Genomic DNA, 21,330 nt, shown 5'->3' with positions numbered 1-21,330 from the left:
CCCGACGACCCGCCTCCGCCACGGAGGCTCGAGCGCGCGCTCGAAGCCTCGCCTCCGCTGGCCACACCATTGCATGCAATACCATTCATGCGTACACAGTAAGCGTCTTTCAAGGATGCGAGGGAACCGCATGTCACACCAGGTCACGAACCTGCCTGCAGATTTGCTCGAGGGCTTCGCCATCGAGGTGTTCGACCGCTGCGGACTTCCTCGCGAACATGCCGAGGCGGTGGGCAAGTCGCTGGTCCTGGCGAATCTGCGCGGCGTCGACACGCACGGTGTGGCGCGCATACCGGGCTATGTCGGCCGGTTCGGGCCGGAGCTCGTCAATCCGAGGCCGCGCTTCGAAGAGACCTCCCGCTTTCCCTGGGCGGTCGCGATCGACGCCGACAACGCGATGGGTCCTGTCGTTGCCGAGCATGCGATGAAGGGGGCGCTCGCGAGGGCCGCCAGTTTCGGCATCGGGGGAGCGACCGTCAGGCGCAGCAATCATTTCGGCGCCGCCTCCCTCTTCGCGCTGCAGGCGCCACCCGAGGGCTGCATCGGCATCGTCATGTCGCCGGCGTCCAAGTCGCTCGCCCCCTATGGCAGCCGCGAGCCGCTCTTCGGGACGAACCCCTTCGCGGTGGCGGTGCCGGCCGGGCGTCACGCCCCGTGGGTGCTGGACATGGCGACGAGCGTGGCGGCGCGCGGCCACATCCGGCTCGCGGCGCGCCGGAACGAGCCGATACCCGAGGGCTGGGCGCTCGACGCCGAGGGCAGGCCGACGACGAACGCCCAGGATGCGCTCGGCGGCGTGATGCTGCCCTTCGCGGGTCCCAAGGGCTCCGCGCTCGCCATGATGGTCGACATCATGGGCGGGGTGCTCGCCGGCTCCGCCTTCGCCGGAGCGATCCGCGACATGAACACCGATTTCGAAGCGCCTCAGGATGTCGGGCACTTCTTCCTCGCCATCAACCTCGCGGCATTCATGGAGCCCCACGAGTTCGCGGGCCGGATGGAGGAGGCGATCGCCCGGCTGAAGTCCCTGGAGCCCGCGGCGGGCTTCGACGAGGTGCTCTACCCGGGCGAGCTCGAGGCGCGGCGAACGCAGACCCGCCTGAAGGAGGGCATTCCGCTCACGCCCGAGGTCGTCAAGGCGCTCGTCGGCGTGGGCGAGGAGCTGGGCGTCCCCTTCCCTTATATCGAGGCAGCCGCGCAGCACGAGCCCGCGGCCCGAGAGTAGACGCGCATCAAGGGGCAGGTCCCGGAGAGAGAGAGACGGGAGGCGGCATGGCCAGGGCGGACACGTCCCGCGCGGATCTCGTCCACGAGCGGGTGAGGACGATGATCCGGGAGGGCCTGCTCGCGCCCGGCGCCCGCGTGCGGGAGGCCGATCTCGCCGATCTCGTCGGCGTCAGCCGGACGCCGGTCCGCGAGGCGATCAGCCGGCTCGTCTCCGAGGGGCAGCTCGTGACGAGCGGCGGGCGGGGCTTCGCCGTCGCGAGGCTCGACCGCCAGCAGGTCATCGAGCTCTACGCCCTGCGGGAGTTCCTCGAGGCCGCCTCGGCGCGCTTCGCGGCCCAGCACGCGTCCGAGACGGAGATCGAGGCGCTGCGCGAGCTCTTGGAGGAGAGCCGGACGCTGGCCCGGGACCCGCAGCGGCTCGCGGTCCTGAACAAGAGGTTCCACGCGGCGATCGGCAGCGCGGGCCACAACCGCTACGGCGAGCAGGCGCTCTCGCGCCTGTCGGACCATCTCGCGCTCGTGCCGGGCACGACCTTCGAGATGGCGGGCAGGGCGGAGATCGTCCACGCCGAGCACACCGCCATTCTCGACGCCATAGACGACCGCGATGCCGACCGTGCCGAGGCCGCCGCGCGCGTCCACATTCGCCAGGCCGGCAAGGCGCGCCTGAAGCTGCTGTTCGACCGGATTTAGCCGCAGCGAGCCGGCCGGCAGGGCGTCACCGCCCCCCGGAATAGAAGTTCAGCGCCGCAAGGGCGGCGAGATGGGCGGGCGTCGCGACGCCGTGAACCCGCCCGAGCCGGACCACCTCGCCACTCAGCCAGCGCAGTTCGAGCGGCCGCCCGGCCTCGAGGTCGTGAAGCATCGACGCCTTCATGCCCTCGGGGAGGCCGGCGCTGAAGGACAGCGTCCTCTCCTCGGTGTCCGGCGGGAGGTCCACGCCGCAGGCGCGGGCGACGGCGGCGGTCTCTGCGACCGCGGCCCCGAACAAGGCCCAGGCGTCGGGGGCGCTGCGGATGGGGCCGATCGGCTGCCGGCAGAGCGCCGTCATGCCGCTGAGCGCGCTCAGGAAGACGAACTTCTCCCAGATCGCGCGCTCGATGGCCTCGCTCTCGAGGCATTCCACGTCGGCCGCGCGGAAGCACTCCACGAGCCTGCCGATGCGGGCGGATCGCCCGCCGCTGCGCTCCCCGATGGTAAGCTTGGCCATCGTGCCGCCATGGCGGATGAGGCCGGGCGCGCCGATGACGGCGGCGATGTGGGCGACGCCGCCCGCCACGTGCTCGGCTCCGAGATGCTCGCTCAGCGTGCCGAGGCTGGAGACGCCGTTCTGGAATGTGACGACCAGCGTGTCGGGCTTGAGGAGCGGCCGGCAGGCGATCGCCGCCCGCTCCGTGTCCCACAGCTTCACCGCGAAGATGACGACGTCCACGCCGCCGATCGTGGCGGGGTCGTCCGTCGCCGAGGCATCGGCGAGGCGCAGGTCGCCCAGCGGACTCTCGATCCTGAGGCCCTCCGCGCGGATCGCGTCGAGATGGGCGCCGCGTGCGATGAAGTGCACGTCGTGGCCGGCCGCCGCGAGGCGTCCGCCGAAATATCCGCCGACTCCGCCGGCCGCCATGACGGCGATTCGCATCTTCCGGTCTTTCCTCCCGTGGCTCGTGCGGCATAGCCTACGGGGCCGGCGGCGCATCCGCCACCGGGAACAAGGGGAGCCCTACTTCACGCGAGGCTTCGCGGCGGCTCCCGGCACGAGCACCATGCTGCCGGTTGCCTCGTCGCGATCCCGCCCGGCGAGCCATTCCACGGCCGCGTCGAGGGCGCCGGCCAGTCTCCCGGGCAGAACCGGCTTCGGCAGAAGGGCGAGAGGCTCCGGGTCGAACGCGCGGATCCTGTCCGCCTTCAGCTCGGCGTGGGCGCTCGCATAGATCGAGCGGATGCCGAACCGCTCGAGAAGCAGGCGGGCGACCGTGACGCCGCAGTCGCCGCCGGCGAGCTTCAGGTCGGTGACGGCGATGTCCGGCCGGTGCTCCTCGGCCGCCTTGAGCGCCTGGCTCTCGTCGCGTGCGAGTTCCACGACTTCGTGTCCTGCGTCTTCGATCATGTCTTTCATCGCCTCGGCGATGATCCAGTCGTCCTCGACGAGCAGTACGCGCATACGTCGGTCTCCTTCCACCTGCACGGTGGACGCCACCACCCCCTGACGCAAGGGAAGGCGGTACGGTGTTGGAGAAATGTCGACTATCAGACATATGGGCCACCGTCGACCCCGGCCCGCTTCGAGATCGGCCGCGCGGCTTGTCCGGTCGAGGCTTGCCCGGTCGCATCGCTCGTGCTTCCTGCCCGTCGGGACGAGTGCGTGGATGGAGGCGGATGCGACATGGCTGCGACGGGCATGGAGGCTGGGAACATTGGGTACGACAACCGTGTGCCCGCCGGACCGGAGGTCGACACGCCGGTACCCGTCGTGGATCTTGAGCGGATGAGGGCGAACATTGCCCGGCTTCAGCAGGTCTGCGACCGGGCCGGCATCGCCAACCGCCCGCACATCAAGACCCACAAGTCGCCGGAGATCGCGCGCATGCAGATCGCCGCCGGGGCGGTGGGCATCGCCTGTCAGAAGCTCGGCGAGGCCGAGGTCATGGCGGATGCGGGCTTCGACGACATCCTGATCTGCTACAACATCCTCGGCGCGCCGAAGCTGAGGCGGCTGCGGGCGCTCGCGGAGCGGATCAGGCTGACGGTCGCCTGCGACAGCGCCGTCACGGCCGAGGGGCTCTCGCGCGCCATGGCGGGCGCGGCCCGTCCGCTCGATGTCCTCGTGGAGTGCGACACGGGGCGCAGGCGCGCCGGCGTCGAGACGGCGCAGGAGGCTGTGGCCCTCGCCACCCGTATCTCGAGTCTGCCCGGCCTCGAATTCGCCGGCCTGATGATCTATCCGCCCGTCGGCGGTGCCGAGGAGACGAGCCGCTTCGTCGCGGCGGTGCGCGAAGGCTGTGCCGGTCACCGCCTCGAGGTCCGCACGGTCTCGGCCGGCGGCACGCCGAACCTGAAGGAGATCGGCCTTCTGGAGGCGACGGAATACCGGTCCGGCACGTCGATCTTCAACGACCGCGACATGGTCGCCTGCGGCGCCGCGGCCCTCGATGACTGCGCGCTCCACGTCTACGCCACCGTCGTCAGCAAGCCGTCGCCCGACCGCTGCGTGATCGACGCGGGCTCCAAGACTCTCACGAGCGACCGCCCGTCGCTCGGCGGGCACGGCCATCTCGTCGACTACCCCGAGGCGAAGATCTTCCAGCTCTCCGAGGAGCACGGCGTCGTCGACCTGTCGGGCTGCGAGCGGCGCCCGGAGATCGGCGAGATCGTGCGCATCGTGCCGAACCACGTCTGCGTCGTCGTCAACATGTTCGACGAGCTGGTCGCGGTGGAGGCGGACGGCACGGCGCGCCGTCTTCCCGTGGCCGCACGCGGCCGGGTCGCCTGAAGCCCGGGGTGGCCGCCGCTATTCCGCGGCCTGCCGTCCCGTCGCCGCATCGGCGAGCGAGCGTCGCGCCATCATGTGCGCCCGCGGCTGGTTCACCGCGTCGACGCAGATCGGTCGGCCGCCCTTCAGGTAGGTTGCGGTGAAGGCGCCGGCCTCCGGATCCCCCTCGATGCGCACCTCGTCGTATCCGGCGGAAAGCCCCGCGATCTGCAGCTTCACGTCATACTGGTCGGACCAGAACCAGGGCAGCGGATCGTAGGAGACGTCCTCGCCGAGCATGCTCTTCGCGGCCGCCTTGCCCTGGTCGATCGCGTTCTGGACGCTCTCGAGCCTGAGGGTGCGTCCGTATCTGGCGGAGGGGAAGGCGGCGCAGTCTCCGGCCGCGTAGACGTCCGGCGCGGAGGTGCGGCAGCCCTCGTCGACAAGGATGCCGTTGTCGACGGCGATGCCCGCAGCCTCGGCGAGATCCGCCACCGGCTCGGCGCCGACGGCGATCAGCACAGCGTCGCAGGCGATCGTCCGGCCGTCGCCGAGCTCCACGCCGGTGGCGCGTTCGCTCCCGAGGATGCGGCGAGTCGTGGTCGAGGTGTGGATCGTGACACCGTGCTCGCGGTGCAGCCTCTCGAAGAAGCTCGACACCTCCGGGCACACGACGCGCTGCATCACCCGGTCGGCACCCTCGATGACCGTGATCTCCAGCCCCGCCGAGCGCAACGCGGCGGCGACCTCGAGGCCGATATAGCCGCCGCCGACGATCGCCACGTGCATGCCGGGCTTCAGGTGAGTCGTCAGCCACTCGACATCGGCGATCTCGCGCAGCGTGAAGACGCCCGGCAGGTCGACCCCCTCCAGCGCGACGCGGCGGGCGCGTGTGCCTGTCGCGAGCAGCAACTTCGAGTAGGCGAGCTTCTGGCCGTCGCCGAGCGTGATGCGGTGCCGGCCGGGGTCGAGCGCCGTCACGGTGGTGCCGAAGCGGGCCTCGATGCGCTGGTCGACATAGAAGGCCTCGGCCTTCAGCCACAGCCGATCGCGCGCGAGTTCACCCTTCAGGAACGCCTTGGAGAGCGGCGGGCGCTGATAGGGGGGGTGCGCTTCCTGCCCGATGAGGATCACGTCGTCCGCGTGGCCCGCCGCCCGCAGCGTCTCGGCGGCCTTCAGGCCGCATTGTCCCGCGCCGACGATGACGATGGGATCGCTTCCGCTCATGACTCGTCCCTTGCGCTTGTGTGGGTGGCGATGCGCTCGGGGCTTGAAAGCCAAGGCTGCGCGACCGCCTCACGGTGCCCAGACATAGGCCCGTCTGCTTCGGATGTCACCGCTCGCGGGCAGGTCCGCGCGCCGCCGCTGCAGGCTCGGACTCGCTCCGGGGCATGAGGTTGCGGCGGATGAGGGGCCAGTTCGCCGAGAGGAAGAGGAGGTTCAGGACGGGGATCGACGCCTTGTACCAGGCCCAGGTCTCGATCGGCACGGCGCGGCGCACCATCTCGTTCACCACCGCGAGGGTCAGGAGATAGGCGATCATGCGGAGGGAGAGAGCCCTCCAGCCTTCGTCGCGCAGGCGGAAGCCCGACTGGAGAGACCCTTTCAGGAAAAGACGCCCCGTCATCAGCCCGACCGCCAGCGCGGCGGCCGCGCCGGCATTGATCACGGAGGCGCTCGCCTCGATGAACGCTTCCTCGCCCGTGGCGATGCTCAGGCCGCCGAGGACGCCGGACACGGCGAGGAGCGTCGCCGGAATGCGCGGGAAATGTCCGAGCTCGAACCAGGAATGAAGGGTGCTCAGGGCCGTGACAGCGAGGAAGATCCCGATCGCCGGCGCAACGTCCGTCATCTGGAGCGCCAGCGCGAAGACGAGGGGCGGGCCCAGTTCGACCGCGAAGCGCTTCAGGAGCTTCGGTGTATCGATCCGTTTCGTTGCGACCCCCGTTCCGGCCGCCCTGTCCCGGCCTGCCGACCCCACCTGTCGCGTCTCCTCTCGACCCTGCCACGGCCTGCGACCCGAACGCGCGCATTGCGGATGAGGGAAGGATGCGGCTTCCTATCAACGGAATTCTCGGGGAGATTCGTTCCGGGCGATGGGCGCTCAGTATCTCGACGGCCTGAACGATGCGCAGCGTCTCGCGGTGGAGCACGGCACGCAGGGCGGGGGCTGTCCGCCGCTCCTGGTGATAGCGGGAGCGGGGTCGGGCAAGACGAACACGCTCGCCCACCGCGTCGCCCACCTCGTCGCGACCGGAGCCGACCCGCGGCGCATCCTCCTGATGACGTTCTCGCGCCGGGCTGCCGCGGAGATGACGTCGAGGGCCGGGAGGATCCTCGCCCGCGCGCTCGGAGAGAGCGGGCGGGCGATGGCCGAGGCCCTTCAATGGTCCGGCACCTTCCACGCGATGAGCGCGCGCCTCCTGCGCGAATATGCTCCGGAGATCGGTCTCGACCCCGCCTTCACGATCCTCGACCGCGAGGATTCCGCCGACCTCATGGCCCTGGTGCGCGGCGAGCTCGGCCTGGGAAAGACGGAGAAGCGCTTTCCGATGAAGGGCACGTGCCTCTCCATCTACTCCCGCGCGGTGAACGCCCAGGACGAGCTCGAGCCCGTTCTCGGGCGGCATTTCCCCTGGTGCGCCATGTGGGCGGACGAGCTTCGGGGGCTCTTCCAGGCCTATGTCGGCGCGAAGCAGCGCCAGGGCGTGCTCGACTACGACGACCTGTTGCTCTACCTCGCCCAGCTCTGCGGCGAGCCGGCCTTCGCGGCCCATATCGGCGCCCGCTTCGACCATGTCCTCGTCGACGAATACCAGGACACGAACCGACTGCAGGCGGCGATCCTCCTGGGGCTGAAGCCGTCCGGCGAGGGAGTGACCGTGGTCGGCGACGACGCCCAGTCGATCTACTCCTTCCGGGCGGCGACGATCCGCAACATCCTCGACTTCCCCTCGAGCTTCCATCCGCCCGCCCGCGTGGTGACGCTGGAGAGGAACTACCGCTCGACCGACACGATCCTCGCCGCCGCGAACGACGTGATCGGCCTGTCGAGCGAGCGTTTCACGAAGAACCTCTGGACCGACAGGCAGTCTCAGGAGAAGCCGGCCATCGTCGTCGTGCGCGACGAGCAGGCCCAGGCGGGCTTCATCGCGGAAAGCGTGCTCGCGCAGAGGGAGGATGGGCTCGCGCTGAAGGATCAGGCGGTTCTCTTCCGCACCTCCCACCATTCCGGACCGGTGGAGGTCGAACTGACGAGGCGCAACATCCCGTTCGTGAAGTTCGGTGGCCTGAAGTTCCTGGAATCGGCGCACGTGAAGGACCTGCTCGCCGTGCTCCGCTTTGCCGAGAACCCGCGCGACCGGGTCGCCGGCTTCCGCGTGCTCCGGCTCATGGAGGGCATCGGCCCCGCCACAGCCGGGAAGGCTCTCGACCTGGTGGCGGCCGCGGCGGTGCCCGAGGCGGCGGTCGAGGCTTTTCCCGCACCGCCCCGTGCCGACCGGGCGTGGACCGACTTCGCGCGGGCCTTCGGGCTCCTGCGGTCGGGGGCGGTGCCGTGGCCGGCGGAGCTCGCCGCCGCCCGGTCCTGGTACGAGCCTCACCTCGAACGGCGCTTCGAGGATCCCGAGACGCGGCTCGCCGATCTCGTGCAGCTCGAATCGATCGCGGCCGCGGCGCCCTCGCGCCAGCGCTTCCTCGTCGACCTGACGCTCGATCCACCCGACGCGACGAGCGCGGAAGCCGGGGCGCCGCTCCTCGACGAGGACTACCTCATCCTCTCCACGATCCATTCGGCCAAGGGGCAGGAGTGGAGGTCGGTCTACGTACTGAATGTGGTCGACGGCTGCATTCCCTCGGATATGTCCACCGGGCGGGCCGATGAGATCGAGGAGGAGCGGCGGCTTCTGTACGTAGGAATGACGCGCGCGCGCGACCGCCTGCAGCTCGTCGTGCCGCAGCGCTTCTATACGCACGGCCAGGCCTCGCGCGGCGACCGGCACGTCTATGCCGCCCGGACGCGCTTCATTCCCTCGGCGCTTCTCGACCGTTTCGACCTGACGCACTGGCCGAAAGCCCCGCAGGCCGCGGAGGAGGGGCGCTCCGGCGAGCCGCGGCCTGCGATCGACATCGCGGCCCGGATGCGGGCGATGTGGGGGACGGGCTAGCTCCGGCGCGGCCGGGCGGCTTCTACCGCCGTGGCGGCACGGCCTCCGGAAAGGCGTCTATCGACGGCAGGTAGGGCTTGATGTCGACGAGCGGGGTCCCATCCAGGCAGTCGGTCGCGTCGACGGTGAGGAGGCCACGATCCTCGTCGAGATCCAGGAGCCTCACGATCTCGAGGCCGATCGGATTGGGCCGCGCGGGAGAGCGCAGCGAGAACAGGCCGAGCGGTCGTTCGGCATGGCGCGGCAGCTGACGGATGACGTCGCGCTCGGCGCGGTGCATCCATGTGAGCAGGATCACGTGGGACGCGCCGGCGAGGTCGGCGAGGCCGGGGCGGAACGGCTCGTCCACCTCGACGCTCGCCTCATGAGGGCCCCGCTCGCGTGCCTGGCGCAGGTTCTTCGGCGTCTGACTCCGGTCCATCCACTGCGAGCGGATGCGCCCGATGAACACGACGCGGTCCCCTTCCGAGCGCTCGAGCGCTCCCTGTTCGAGCTTCACCTCGCCGGGTCGTTCTCTTTCCATTCGCAAACCGGTTCCTCTCGGGGGGCGCCGCGGGAGACCTGATCACGTCGGGAGGCCGTTGCCAACGCTTCCTCCCGGAACGCTTCGTTCCGGGAGCCGTTTGCGAGCAAGGGGTGGCTCAGCAGCGAATGAATGGCCTGGAGAAGGCAATGCCGGCGCGCGCGCCACTCACACGTCTCGTCATGACCCTCTTGGCGCTCGTTCTTTTCGCCTCTGCGGCGTGGTCGCAGGAGGCGGAAGAGGACCCCGTCTATCTCGTCGAGGACTTCAATGTGGGGATGCCGGATTTCGAGGTGCCCCATGTGCGCGACACGCCGCAGTCCGCGGTGGAGTTCTTCCTGGACGCAGCCGACCGGGAGGCCTTCGCCGATGCGGCCCAGATCCTGAACCTCTCCCACATCCCGCCGGAACAGCAGGCTCGGCGTGGCCCGGACCTGGCGCGCAAGCTCGTCTATCTCCTGGAGTCGCAGTCCCTCATCGACTGGAACAGGTTGCCGGACGTGCCTGACGCGCAGGTCACGCCCGACCCCGCCGCGGCCAATCAGAGCGTTTCGCAGCCGTTCTCGCGCCGAACGATCCAGCTCGGCACCATCAGCGATCGGGGCCGCCCCGTACCGATCAACCTGCAGCGTCACCGCCTGCCCGGAGGCGAGATGCTCTGGGCATTCTCCCCGTACACGGTCGGAAATGTCGACCGCTTGTACGAGGTGCATGGGCCAGGGGTGCTGGAGCGCTGGGTCCGCGAGAATCTCGACAAGAGTGACTACGGCACGATAGCCCTCTGGGAGTGGGTCGTGCTCGCCGTGCTGATCGGTTGCGCGCTGCTTCTGTATCTTCTAACCCACCGCCTGATGGGGCTGCTGCCGCGGGTCTTCGATCGAGACTGGGCGCACGCCATCATCGCCTGCTGCCAGCGGCCGGTGAGCTGGCTGACGTCGGCCGTCGTCCTGCTGGTCGCCGTCAAGTCGTTGCTGCCGCTCGACGGGGTGTTGACGGCTCACATCGACGTCTTCCTGGTCGCGGTCATTTTCCTGCTCGCGACATGGGCGGTCTCCAGGGTCGCCGGCACGGTGGCGACCACGCTCGCGACCCGCGGGCCTGCCGCGGATCCCGACGGAGAGCAGCTCGCGCGCACGTACCAGACGAATATCGCGGTGATGCGCCGCGTCGTCCTCTTCGTCGCCGCCGTCGTGGGCGTCGGCCTCCTGCTCTCCTATCTCGACGTCTTCGACTCCATCGGCATGTCGCTCCTCGCATCGACCGGCGCCTTTGCCGTCATACTGGGTCTCGCGGCGCGCCCGGTGCTCAGCGGCCTCGTCGAGTCGGTGCAGATAGCCCTGACCAAGCCGATCGAGATCGGCGACGTCGTGGAAATCGGCGGCCATTGGGGGCGCGTCGAAGACATCAGGTTCATGTACTCCGTGGTGCGGACCTGGACGCAGCAGCGCGTCATCGTTCCACACAGCCACCTCCTGACGGAGCCGTTCGAGAACTGGTCGAAGAAGGACATGACGACATCCAGGGTCGTCGAACTGCCCGTCGACCTCGGCACGGATCTCGAGGCGCTGCGCAACTACTGCAAGGAGCTGATGACCGACGATCCCCGCTGGCTCGACAGCGACCGTGAGATGAACGTGGTGGAGGTCTCGACCGAGGCGATCAAGGTGTGGGTGTGGGTCACCGGCCGCAACGCGACGGAGTCCTGGTACCTCGCGGCCGACGTGCGCGAGGACCTCATCGGATGGCTCCAGAGGCAGGAGGGCCTCTACCTCCCGCACGAGCGCCACATCGTCGAGCGTGAAGGGGATCGAGCGGCCGGCACCACGGAAGAGGAGCAGGATCCGGCTGCCGAAGAGGCTCAGTCCGCGCCGGAATCGAAATCCGAGCCTTCGGAAGCGCGCACCGCCTCGGCGTAGCAGCCACGTGTGATCTCGCCGATCCTCCTCTGTTCGTCGTCGGTGAGATCGCTGCGGCGCAGCAGCGACCAGAGATCCTGTTCGGCGAACGCGTCCGCCGAACAGCCGCAGGCGCGCTCGCAGATCGCCGCTTCCCCGCCGGACGCGACGCAGGTACGGGCGCAGCTGCCGACGAAGGGGGCTCGCTCGGCTTCGCGGCTCGGAGGCACCACGAGGGAGACCGGGTAGAGGATCCCGAGCAGGACAGGCTGGTGCAGGAGGTAGATCACGAGCGTCCATCGGCCGGTACGCACAAGACCACGGGAGAGGGCGAGGCGAGGTCTCCAGCCGGCCGCGCGCTCCTCCACCGCCGTGTCGAGCGCCAGACGCGCCAGCGCGAGGCCGATGAGCGTCACGCCGAACCACGGGAACACCGGCACGTAGTCGTTCGTCGCCGGAACTGTCGCCACCATGCCGATCCAGGCGAGCCACCGGCTGTCGAACGCGGGGAGTGCGACCCAGAGCGGCAGGAGAAGGATCGCCGCCCCCGTCGTCGCAACGAGCCAGACCGGCGCGCGCAGGAACGGGATCGCCAGCAGGCTGAACAGGGCGATGGCGTGCAGGATGCCGAAGAAGACGAAGTTCTCGGGAAAGGCGAGCCAGGTGGCGACGGTGACGGCGAGCGCGGCGATGACCAGGATCGCGAGTCGGCGCAGGAAGGCCTGCTTGCGAAAGCCGCGGCGGTGGGCGAGGGCGAGGCTCACGCCGACGAGTGCGAGAAACGTGCCTGCCAGAAGGCGCGCGAAGCCGCGCCAGAGCGGGTCGCTTGCGACGTCGACGGCGAGATAGCGGAAATAGTCGAGGTCCCAGGCGAAGTGGTAGATCACGACGCCGATGATCGCGAGGCCGCGAACGAGGTCGACGAGGGCGAAGCGTGGGCCTCGCGCCGGAACTTCGGTCAGAGTGGCGTTTGCCATCGCGTCGGCGCTTCCTTCCGATGGGTGGATCGGGGCACGCCCCGATCCATATCAGACCGGAGCGGCCGACTGACCATGCGCTGGGTGATGCGATGCGGGCTCGGCCGCGGCTTGCGCGAGAGCCACAGCCTCCTCGGTCGTAGTGGCGAAGGTGACGGAAGGCGGGCGCACACCATGTGCGTCCAAGAGGGTGCGCGCCTCCGGACGGGCTCCCGAGACGAAGACTTGCGCGCCACGGCCCCGCGCTTTTCGGACGAAGCTCGCCACCGTGCTGGCCGCCGTCGAGTCCACCAGCGGCACGCCCGAGAGGTCCAGTATGTAGGTCTTCGGATGCTCTTGGATGCGGTCGAGCGCGACCGCGACCTTCGCGGCGGCCCCGAAGAAGAAGGCTCCCGAGATGCGGACGACCGCGATGTCGCGGTCCGTGGCGAGCGCCGTGTCGTAGCGGCCGCGTCCTGAAGCGTCGGTCGCATCGGCCACGTCGTCCTGCCGCAACGCGTTCTCGACTTCGACCTCCTCCGACATGCGGTGGAGGAAGAGCAGCGTCGAGAGCGCGAAGCCGACGAGGATGCCCTCCGTCAGGTCGCGGAAGACCGTCAAAAGGAACGTCGCCAACAGCACGACCGCGTCGCCGCGCGAGGCCCGCAGGAGCGTAGCGAACTCGTGCTTCTCCGCCATGTTCCACGCCACCACTGCCAGCACGCCCGCGAGCGCCGAAAGCGGGATGTATGCGGCGAGCGGCGCGGCCACCATCATGAAGAGGAGGAGAAATGCAGCGTGCAGCATCCCCGCGACGGGGCCGCGTGCGCCGGAGCGGACGTTCGTCGCGGTGCGGGCGATGGTGCCGGTGACGCAGAATCCGCCGAAGATCGAAGAGGCGAGATTCGCCGCCCCTTGCGCCACCAACTCGCAGTTGGAGCGATGCCTACGTCCCGTCATGGAATCGGCGACGACCGCCGAGAGCAGGCTCTCGATGCTGCCGAGCAGCGCGAAGGACACCGCCGCCGGCAGCAGCTCGACGATCCGTGCGAGCGAGATTTCCGGCAGCGCCGGGGCGGGCAGGGCTCGCGGAATCCCGCCGAACCTCGTGCCGATCGTTTCGACCGGCAGGGCGAGGAGCGTGGATACGAAAGAGGCGACGATGATCGCGATCAGCATCCCCGGCCAGTGCGGCCGGTGGCGCCGGAGCCCGAGTATGATGCCGATGGTCAACGCCGCGATGGCGACGGCGGACGGTGTGACCGTCGGTAGCGCGCCCGCCAGCGCCTGCAGCTTCGGCACGATCGGCCCGGGCTCCGCTCCCTCGAGTGTCAGGCCCAGCAGGGTGCCGATCTGGCTCGCGAAGATGATCGCCGCGATGCCGGCGGTGAACCCGACGGTGACGGGGTAGGGAACGTACTTGATGAAGGTCCCGAGGCGCAGGAAGCCCATCGCCATCAGCATGAGGCCCGACATCGCCGTGGCGAGGATCAGCCCGTCGACGCCGAACTGCGCGACGGTCGCGGCGACCAGCACGATGAAGGCGCCCGCCGGGCCGCCGATCTGGAAGCGGCTGCCCCCCAGCAGCGACACGAAGAATCCGCCGACGATGGCGGTGTAGAGGCCCCGGTCCGGCGAAACCCCGGAAGCGATCGCGATGGCCATCGAAAGGGGCAGGGCGACGATCGCCACCGTCAAGCCGGAGACGGCATCGGCTCGCATGTCCCGCAGGCCGTAGCCCTCGCGAAAGACCGTCACGAGCTTCGGCGTGAAGAGCTCGGCGAAGGTGGGGGAGGTGGACGTCATAGGCAGGCTTCCAGAAGGCACGCGGGGGACAGGTGAAGTGTCACATGTCGATCCTGCTCGTGACATGAGATTCGTCATGCCGCCCATCTGCGGCACGCATGTCAGTCATGCGGGCCGGGCGCTCTCCCTCTCGCGCGCCGGCGCGTGTCCGAACCTCGCCTTGTAGCTCCGCGAGAAGTGGCTCGGGCTCACGAAACCGGTCGCCATCGCGATCTCGCTCACTGTCAGCGTCGTCTGGCGCAGGAGCGCGCGGGCGCGTTCGAGCCGAAGGCGGCGGTAGTGCGTGTCGACGCTCGTCTTCATGTGGCGGGCGAAGAGGCGCTCGAGCTGGCGCAGAGACACGCCGGCGACATCCGCCAGTTCCTCGCGGGGCAGGGGGTCCTCGACATTCGCCTCCATCGCCTCGATCACGACCGACAGGCGCGGGCTCGCAAGCCCGAACCGTTCGTGCCGCGTCATGAGCTGGTTGGCGCTGCCGGCCCGCACATGCGTCTGCAGGAACCACTCGCTGACGGCGGCGGCGAGCTCAGGCCCGTGCTCCCTCTCGATCAGCTCGTGCATCATGTCGAGCGCGGCCACGCCGCCGGCGCAGGTGAGGCGGTCGCGGTCGATCTCGTAGAGTGCCGTCGTCAGCTCCGGCCGTGGGAAGGCTTCGCGGAAGGCCGGCACGTGCTCCCAGTGCACGGTGCAGCGGTACCCGTCGAGAAGGCTGGCGCGGGCGAGGATGAATGGACCCCCCGACACGCCGCCGAGCGCGACGCCCTGCCGCGCCAGGCTGCGCAGCCACTGGAAGGTGCGGCGATCGTCGAACGTGGCGGGATTGCCGCCGGCGCAGACGAAGACCGTGTCGTAGTCGGACCTGTCACCGGCCAGATGGTCGGCCCGGTAGGCGAGGCCGGTCGAGGAGCGAACGTCCGTTCCGGCCGGCGAGATATGCCGCCAGCGATAGAGCTCCCGCCCCGAGAGCACGTTCGCCGCGCGGAACGGCTCGATCGCGGAGGCATAGGACATGGTGGCGAAGCCCGGCACCAGGAGGAAGCCGAGACGCTTCGCCCGATCATCCATCGGGGTGTCGGTGTCCGGCATGCGAGTGTCGCTCTGCGTCATGTGGCGATGTCGCTAGTGGTCATCATGGCGTGACGCAAGCGAATTCACGCGCCCGACCGGTCCGGGCGCTTCGAGAAGGCCCCTCCATGCGCTATTCCGGCTTCTCAGTCTTCATGCAGGCGCTGAACCGCCACAAGGGCTGGAAGCCCACCTGGCGGGACGCGGCGCCGAAACCCTCCTACGACGTCATCATCATCGGCGGCGGCGGCCACGGGCTCGCGACTGCCCACTACCTAGCGAAGGTGCACGGCATCACGAATGTCGCCGTGATCGAGAAGGGCTGGATCGGCTCCGGCAATGCCGGCCGCAACACGACGATCATCCGCTCGAACTACCTGTTGCCGGGCAACGAGGCCTTCTACGAGCTGTCGATGAAGCTCTGGGAGGGGCTCGAGCAGGACGTGAACTACAACGCGATGGTGAGCCAGCGCGGCGTCCTCAACCTCTGTCACACCGACGCCCAGCGCGACGCCTTCGCGAGGCGCGGCAACTCGATGCGCCTGCACGGGGCGGACGCGGAGCTACTCGACCCCGAGGGCGTGCGCAAGCTCGTGCCGTTCCTGAACTTCGACGACGCGCGCTTCCCCATCAAGGGCGGGCTCTTCCAGCCACGCGGCGGCACGGCGCGTCATGACGCGGTCGTGTGGGGCTATGCCCACGCCGCCTCGGAGCGCGGTGTCGACATCGTGCAGAACTGCGAGGTGACGGGCTTCCTGCGCGAGGGCGGCCGCGTCGTCGGCATCGAGACGAGCCGCGGCACGATCCGCGCGAACAAGATCGGCATGGCGGTCGCCGGCAACTCGGGCCGCGTCGCCGAGATGGCGGGGTTCCGTCTGCCGATCGAGAGCCACGTGCTTCAGGCTTTCGTGTCGGAGGCGATCAAGCCGATGATCCCGACCGTCGTGACCTACGGCGCCGGCCACTTCTACATCTCGCAGTCCGACAAGGGCGGCCTCGTCTTCGGCGGCGACATCGACGGCTACAACTCCTACGCCCAGCGCGGCAACCTGCCGACGGTGGAGGACGTGTGCGAGGGCGGCATGTCGCTGATGCCGGCGATCGGCCGCGTGCGCCTGCTGCGCTCCTGGGGCGGCATCATGGACATGTCGATGGACGGCTCGCCGATCATCGACCATTCCCCGGTCGACGGCCTCTACGTGAACTCCGGCTGGTGCTACGGCGGCTTCAAGGCGACGCCCGCCTCGGGCTTCTGCTTCGCCCACCTGATCGCGACGGGCCGCATGCACGAGACGGCGACCGCCTACCGGCTCGACCGCTTCGCGACCGGCCATGTCATCGACGAAAAGGGCGTCGGCGCCCGCCCCAACCTGCACTGAAGCGACAAGAACATGCGAATCGATTGCCCCCATTGCGGAAGCCGCGACGTGCACGAGTTCACCTATCTGGGCGACGCCGCCTACCGACGCCCCGACCCGCAAGCGCCGGACGCGCTCGAGGCCTTCGTGGAAGCCGTCCACACCCGCGTGAACCCGGCAGGGATCCACGAGGAGCTCTGGTACCACGGCTCTGGCTGCCGCTCGTGGCTCAAGGTCAGGCGCGACACGCGCACCCACGAGATCCACGGCGCGTCCTTCGCCAACCCGGAGACCACCCGATGAGCGGCCAGCCGAACCGGATCGCGGGCGGCCTCGTCGAGCGCTCACGCACACTCGCCTTCACCTTCGACGGGAAGGCCTACATCGGCCACGAGGGCGACACGCTCGCCTCGGCGCTGCTCGCGAACGGCGTGAAGCTCGTCGGCCGGTCGTTCAAGTATCACCGTCCCCGCGGCATCATGACGGCCGGTCCCGAGGAGCCGAACGCGCTCGTCGAGCTGAGGACGGGCGCGCGCCGCGAGCCGAACACGAAGGCGACCGTGGCCGAGCTCTATGACGGGCTCGACGCCCAGAGCCAGAACCGCTGGCCGTCGCTCGACTTCGACGTCGGCGCGGTCAACTCGCTGCTGTCGCCGTTCTTCGTCGCGGGCTTCTACTACAAGACCTTCATGTGGCCCGCCTCCTTCTGGGAGAAGATCTACGAGCCGGCGATCCGCCGCGCCGCAGGCCTCGGTCGCGTCAGCATGGAGGCCGACCCCGACCACTACGAGAAGGCCTATGCCTATTGCGACGTGCTGGTGATCGGCGCCGGGCCCGCCGGCCTCGCCGCGGCGCTCGCAGCCGGTCGCAGCGGGGCGCGCGTGATCCTCGCCGACGAGGATTTCTCCTTCGGCGGCCGGCTTCTCGGCGACCGGCGCGAGGTCGCGGGCATGGCGGGGAGCGACTGGGCCGGCCAGGCGGTGGCGGAGCTCGCCTCGCTTCCCAACGTGCGCCTGATGCGGCGGACGACGGTGTTCGGCGCCTATGACGGCAACGAGTTCGGGCTTCTCGAGCGGGTGAGCGACCACCTGCCGGTGCCGCCGCGCCACCTGCCGCGCCAGCGCATGTGGCGCGTGGTGGCGAGGCGGGCGGTGCTCGCATCGGGCGCCATCGAGCGGCCGATCGCCTTCGGCGGGAACGACAGGCCGGGCGTGATGACCGCGTCGGCCGTGCGCACCTACGTCAACCGCTTCGGCGTCGCCCCCGGACGGCGGGTCACCGTGTTCACCTCGAGCGACGATGGCTGGCGCACGGTCGCCGATCTCCGGTCCGCCGGAGTGGCCATCGAAGCCGTGATCGACAGCCGTCGCGTGACGAATGAGGCGCTGCGCGAGAGTGCGGCGAAGGGCGGCACCAGGCTGATCGAGGGCGGCAGCGTGATCGCGACGAAGGGCGCGAAGGCGCTCTCCTCGATCACGGTGGCCGACGCGAACGGCGGCACGCACGAGATCACGACCGACTGCCTCGCCGTCTCCGGCGGCTTCAACCCGAACCTCGCCGTCACCACGCATCTCGGCGGCAAGCCCCGCTGGTCGGACGACGTCTCGGCCTTCGTTCCGTCGAACCCGCCGGCGCATATCACCGTCGCCGGCTCGGTGACGGGCCGCTACGGCCTCGCCGACGCGCTGCGTGACGGCGCCACGGCCGGCGCCGACGCGGCCGCCGGGCTCGGCTTCGCGATCACGCCGGCCGAGCCTTTGCCTTGCGACGACGATCACGTCGCGGTCTCCCCCCTGTGGCATGTGGCCGCCTCGAAGGAGAAGGCCTTCGTCGACTTCCAGCACGACGTGACGGTTTCCGACGTCGCGCTCGCCGAGCGCGAGGGCTTCAGGGCCGTCGAGCTGTTGAAGCGCTACACGACGCTCGGCATGGCGACCGACCAGGGGAAGACCTCCGCCGTCACCGGTCACGCGATCATGGCGGCTCTCACCGGCCAGCCGATGGAGAAGGTCGGCACCACGGTCGCGCGGCCCCCCTACACGCCCGTCGCGATCGCCGCCCTGGCGGGCCATCACCGGGGGAAGGATTTCAAGCCGACGCGCCTGACGGCCGGCCATGCCTGGGCGGTGCGGCAAGGGGCGGTGTTCACCGAGGCCGGGCAGTGGCTGAGGGCGCAGTGGTTCCCGCGGCCCGGCGAAACCGACTGGCTCCAGTCGGTGAACCGGGAGGTCAAGGCCGTTCGCGAGAGCGTCGGCATCTGCGACGTCTCGACTCTCGGCAAGATCGACATACAGGGGCCCGATGCCGGGGAGTTTCTGAACAGGGTCTACATCAACGCCTTCGCGAAGCTCGCGATCGGCAAGGCACGCTACGGTGTCATGCTGCGCGAGGACGGCTTCGTGATGGACGACGGCACCACGGCGCGGTTCGGCGAAACCCACTACGTCATGTCGACCACCACGGCGAATGCCGGGCCGGTGATGATGCATCTCGAGTTCTGCCGGCAGGTGCTGTGGCCGGAACTCGACGTGCAGCTCGTGTCCGTCACCGAGCAGTGGTCGCAGTATGCCATGGCCGGACCCAATGCCCGCCGCGTGCTCGAGCGGCTCCTTGGTGACGCACTCGACGTCTCGAACGAGGCGTTCCCCTTCATGGGTGTCGCCGAGTTTGCCTGGCGGGGCGTGCCGACGAGGCTCTTCCGGATCTCGTTCTCCGGCGAACTCGCCTACGAGATCGCCGTGCCGGCGCGGTACGGCGAGGCGCTGGTCGAGGCGCTGATGGAAGCCGGACGCGACTGGGACATAACCCCCTACGGCACGGAGGCGCTCAGCGTCATGCGCATCGAGAAGGGGCATGTCGCGGGCGGCGAGCTGAACGGTCAGACGACGGCCGCCGATCTCGGTCTCGGCCGCATGATGTCGACGAAGAAGGACTTCATCGGCCGCGTGCTCGCCGGGCGGCCCGGGCTCGCCGATCCGGATCGCCCGACGCTCGTCGGCGTGAAGCCGGTTGACCCCTCGCAGCGCATCCGGGCCGGCGCCCATGTTCTGGGGAAGGGGGCGGAAGCCGTCATCGCCAATGACGAGGGCTACCTCACCTCCGTCGCCCACTCGCCGATCCTCGGGCACTGGATAGGGCTTGCCCTCGTGAAGCGGGGGCCCGAGCGCCACGGCGAGATCATGCGCGCCTACGACCCCGTTCGCGGCGGCGACACCGAGGTCGAGCTCTGCTCGCCCGTCTTCTACGATCCCGAAGGGACGAAGCATCATGGCTGATGTCACCCTGTCTGCCCGCCCGGCCTTCCACGGCCTCATGATGCCGGTCGGCGAGGTTTCCGCGCCGGGGGTTCGCGTGAGCGAGCGGACGGATCTGTCGCTCGCCACCGTCATCGCGCGCCGGGGCCGGGGCGCAGCCGCGCGGGAAGCCGCGGCGACGCGATACGGCCTGACGCCGCCCGACAGGGCGATGTGGGCCGCCGCTGATGGCCTCACCTTCGTCTCCACCGGTCCAGATGCATGGTTTGCGGTGCGCGAGGGCGGCGGCTACGAGCTTGCGGGAGAGCTGCGCTCGGCGCTCGGCGAGGCGGCCTCCGTGAGCGACCAGACAGACGGCTATGCGGTCCTTTGGCTGTCCGGCCCGCGCATTCGCGACGTCTTCGCCAAGGGGATCCATCTCGATCTTCACCCGGACGTCTTCCCCGTGGGCGCGGCGGCGGTGACGGATGCGGCCCATATCGGCGTCATCCTCTGGCGGCTCGCGGACCGCGCGGCGGACGAACCGGTCTTCGAGGTGGCGATCTTCCGCTCCTATGCCGGCAGCTTCTGGCGCTGGCTCTCTTCGAGCGCGGCTGAGTTCGGGCTGGCGGTGGACGCATAGACGGCGCGTGACGTCGGCGGGCGCTCGCCCGACGCTTCCGGCTGCTGCTGCTCCGTGCTACCTGACGCGCCCCTGTCTCAGCTGGCGGCGATCAGCCAATGCGCCTCTTCGACTGCTTCGTCTTCAACGACGAGTTCGACGTGCTCGAGATCCGTCTGAGGGAGATGGACGAGGTCGTCGACCGCTTCGTGCTCGTCGAGGCAAACGAGACGCTGCGGGGCGGGCCGAAGCCGTTCCACTTCGAGGCCCACAAAGAGCGCTTCGCCGCCTGGGCCGACAGGATCGTCCACATCAAGGTGCACCTTCCCAGCGTCCTGCCGCCTGCGCGCGGCAAGCACGCGCGGGGTGGTGGCTGGGAGCGCGAGCATTACCAGCGCGACCGGATCGAGGATGGGCTCGCGGAAGCCGAGCCCGGCGACCTCGTCCTCCTCTGCGACGTCGACGAGATCGTCCGCGCCTCAGCGCTGCGGGAAGTGATCGCGGGCGGCCGCTACCGCGAGCGTCTCGTCGTCTTCGAGCAGAGCCTGCATCGATTCCGTCTCGACCTCGTTCACCCGCGAGCGCGGTGGCTGCTGGGACCTCGCCTCGTCGAGCGCCGCCACCTGACCTCGCCGCAGCTCCTGCGGATGACGAAGGCGCGGCTGAGCAAGCGCCGACGGCTGCCAGTCCCGCTCTCGGCGCTGGCGCTCAGGCTGCGCAACCGCGTCTCCACAGGCGTCGGCCTGCCCGTCGACATCGTCCCGGATGCCGGGTGGCACTTCTCGTCGTTGGGTGGCTACGAGGCTTTCGCACGCAAGCGTGCCTCCATCGTGGAGGGCGATATCCTGCCGCAAGGCGGCATCGAGGAAGAGTATCGGCGACAGCTCGGCGAGCTTCGCGCATACCCACGGGATAGGCTGCCGTCCTGTGTGGTGGCCGGCCATTATGGCCACCTCATGCACCATCCCGCGGGATGACGCACGAAAACGGTGCCGCCCCGTGGGGCGGCACCG

General features: G+C 69.5%; 18 protein-coding genes. 10 read left to right on the top strand and 8 right to left on the bottom strand.

Going from position 1 to position 21,330, the window contains the following annotated elements; all coding sequences use genetic code 11:
• Positions 1–130 precede the first annotated feature (130 nt).
• On the top strand, positions 131–1,225 hold the full coding sequence (locus N177_RS11375) for an Ldh family oxidoreductase (RefSeq protein ID WP_023432474.1): 1,095 nt from the start codon (positions 131–133) through the stop codon (positions 1,223–1,225).
• Between the two features lie 47 nt (positions 1,226–1,272).
• A complete protein-coding gene (locus tag N177_RS11370; RefSeq protein ID WP_023432473.1) occupies positions 1,273–1,920 on the top strand; it encodes a GntR family transcriptional regulator in 648 nt (215 codons plus the stop codon).
• A gap of 25 nt (positions 1,921–1,945) precedes the next feature.
• Here the strand turns inward: N177_RS11370 and N177_RS11365 are convergent, their stop codons facing one another.
• Together N177_RS11365 and N177_RS11360 are read right to left on the bottom strand one after the other, a co-directional pair.
• Positions 1,946–2,863, bottom strand: a complete 918-nt coding sequence (locus N177_RS11365) for a ketopantoate reductase family protein (protein WP_023432472.1) — start codon at positions 2,861–2,863, stop codon at positions 1,946–1,948.
• Between the two features lie 81 nt (positions 2,864–2,944).
• Positions 2,945–3,385 (bottom strand): response regulator, encoded by a 441-nt coding sequence (locus tag N177_RS11360; RefSeq protein WP_023432471.1) that lies wholly within the window; start codon positions 3,383–3,385, stop codon positions 2,945–2,947.
• Between the two features lie 237 nt (positions 3,386–3,622).
• On the opposite strand from N177_RS11360, the gene N177_RS11355 reads away from it, so the two are divergent.
• A complete protein-coding gene (locus tag N177_RS11355) occupies positions 3,623–4,714 on the top strand; it encodes a D-TA family PLP-dependent enzyme (protein ID WP_051402357.1) in 1,092 nt (363 codons plus the stop codon).
• A gap of 18 nt (positions 4,715–4,732) precedes the next feature.
• Here N177_RS11355 and N177_RS11350 read toward each other — a convergent pair whose 3' ends face one another.
• Both N177_RS11350 and N177_RS11345 read right to left on the bottom strand, forming a co-directional pair.
• Positions 4,733–5,920: an NAD(P)/FAD-dependent oxidoreductase gene (locus N177_RS11350; protein ID WP_023432469.1), complete on the bottom strand. Its 1,188-nt coding sequence runs from the start codon at positions 5,918–5,920 to the stop codon at positions 4,733–4,735.
• A gap of 106 nt (positions 5,921–6,026) precedes the next feature.
• Positions 6,027–6,674, bottom strand: a complete 648-nt coding sequence (locus N177_RS11345) for an inner membrane-spanning protein YciB (protein ID WP_023432467.1) — start codon at positions 6,672–6,674, stop codon at positions 6,027–6,029.
• A gap of 115 nt (positions 6,675–6,789) precedes the next feature.
• Here N177_RS11345 and N177_RS11340 point away from each other — a divergent pair, with 115 nt between their 5' ends.
• Complete coding sequence (locus tag N177_RS11340; RefSeq protein ID WP_023432466.1) at positions 6,790–8,859, top strand: ATP-dependent helicase; 2,070 nt, start codon at positions 6,790–6,792, stop codon at positions 8,857–8,859.
• Between the two features lie 22 nt (positions 8,860–8,881).
• Here N177_RS11340 and tsaA read toward each other — a convergent pair whose 3' ends face one another.
• Positions 8,882–9,382 (bottom strand): tRNA (N6-threonylcarbamoyladenosine(37)-N6)-methyltransferase TrmO, encoded by a 501-nt coding sequence (gene tsaA / locus N177_RS11335; protein WP_023432465.1) that lies wholly within the window; start codon positions 9,380–9,382, stop codon positions 8,882–8,884.
• A 149-nt stretch (positions 9,383–9,531) separates the two neighbouring features.
• On the opposite strand from tsaA, the gene N177_RS11330 reads away from it, so the two are divergent.
• Positions 9,532–11,298: a mechanosensitive ion channel family protein gene (locus tag N177_RS11330; RefSeq protein WP_023432464.1), complete on the top strand. Its 1,767-nt coding sequence runs from the start codon at positions 9,532–9,534 to the stop codon at positions 11,296–11,298.
• On the opposite strand, the gene N177_RS11325 is transcribed toward N177_RS11330, so the two are convergent.
• The 3 genes from N177_RS11325 to N177_RS11315 all read right to left on the bottom strand — a co-directional run bounded on the left by N177_RS11325 (position 11,241) and on the right by N177_RS11315 (position 15,125).
• Complete coding sequence (locus tag N177_RS11325; protein ID WP_051402351.1) at positions 11,241–12,254, bottom strand: heparan-alpha-glucosaminide N-acetyltransferase; 1,014 nt, start codon at positions 12,252–12,254, stop codon at positions 11,241–11,243. The two genes, N177_RS11330 and N177_RS11325, sit on opposite strands and share 58 nt — an antisense overlap.
• Positions 12,255–12,305: 51 nt before the next feature.
• On the bottom strand, positions 12,306–14,039 hold the full coding sequence (locus N177_RS11320) for a SulP family inorganic anion transporter (RefSeq protein ID WP_040485659.1): 1,734 nt from the start codon (positions 14,037–14,039) through the stop codon (positions 12,306–12,308).
• A gap of 105 nt (positions 14,040–14,144) precedes the next feature.
• Positions 14,145–15,125: a GlxA family transcriptional regulator gene (locus tag N177_RS11315; protein WP_023432462.1), complete on the bottom strand. Its 981-nt coding sequence runs from the start codon at positions 15,123–15,125 to the stop codon at positions 14,145–14,147.
• Between the two features lie 107 nt (positions 15,126–15,232).
• Between N177_RS11315 and N177_RS11310 the strand changes: the two genes are divergently transcribed.
• From N177_RS11310 to N177_RS11290, 5 genes are all read left to right on the top strand, one after another.
• A complete protein-coding gene (locus N177_RS11310; protein WP_023432461.1) occupies positions 15,233–16,483 on the top strand; it encodes a sarcosine oxidase subunit beta family protein in 1,251 nt (416 codons plus the stop codon).
• A gap of 12 nt (positions 16,484–16,495) precedes the next feature.
• A complete protein-coding gene (locus tag N177_RS11305; protein ID WP_040485658.1) occupies positions 16,496–16,765 on the top strand; it encodes a sarcosine oxidase subunit delta in 270 nt (89 codons plus the stop codon).
• A complete protein-coding gene (locus N177_RS11300; RefSeq protein WP_023432459.1) occupies positions 16,762–19,737 on the top strand; it encodes a sarcosine oxidase subunit alpha family protein in 2,976 nt (991 codons plus the stop codon). The genes N177_RS11305 and N177_RS11300 overlap by 4 nt, the downstream gene beginning before the upstream one ends.
• Positions 19,730–20,338, top strand: a complete 609-nt coding sequence (locus N177_RS11295) for a sarcosine oxidase subunit gamma (protein ID WP_023432458.1) — start codon at positions 19,730–19,732, stop codon at positions 20,336–20,338. Before N177_RS11300 ends, N177_RS11295 begins: the two co-directional genes overlap by 8 nt.
• A gap of 98 nt (positions 20,339–20,436) precedes the next feature.
• Positions 20,437–21,294 (top strand): glycosyltransferase family 17 protein, encoded by an 858-nt coding sequence (locus N177_RS11290; RefSeq protein WP_023432457.1) that lies wholly within the window; start codon positions 20,437–20,439, stop codon positions 21,292–21,294.
• Positions 21,295–21,330 lie beyond the last annotated feature (36 nt).

Origin of the sequence: Lutibaculum baratangense AMV1, assembly GCF_000496075.1 — a bacterium.
Lineage (GTDB): Bacteria > Pseudomonadota > Alphaproteobacteria > Rhizobiales > Tepidamorphaceae > Lutibaculum > Lutibaculum baratangense.
Note: the sequence above shows the minus strand (reverse complement) of the source record. Positions and strands in the feature narration are given on the sequence as shown.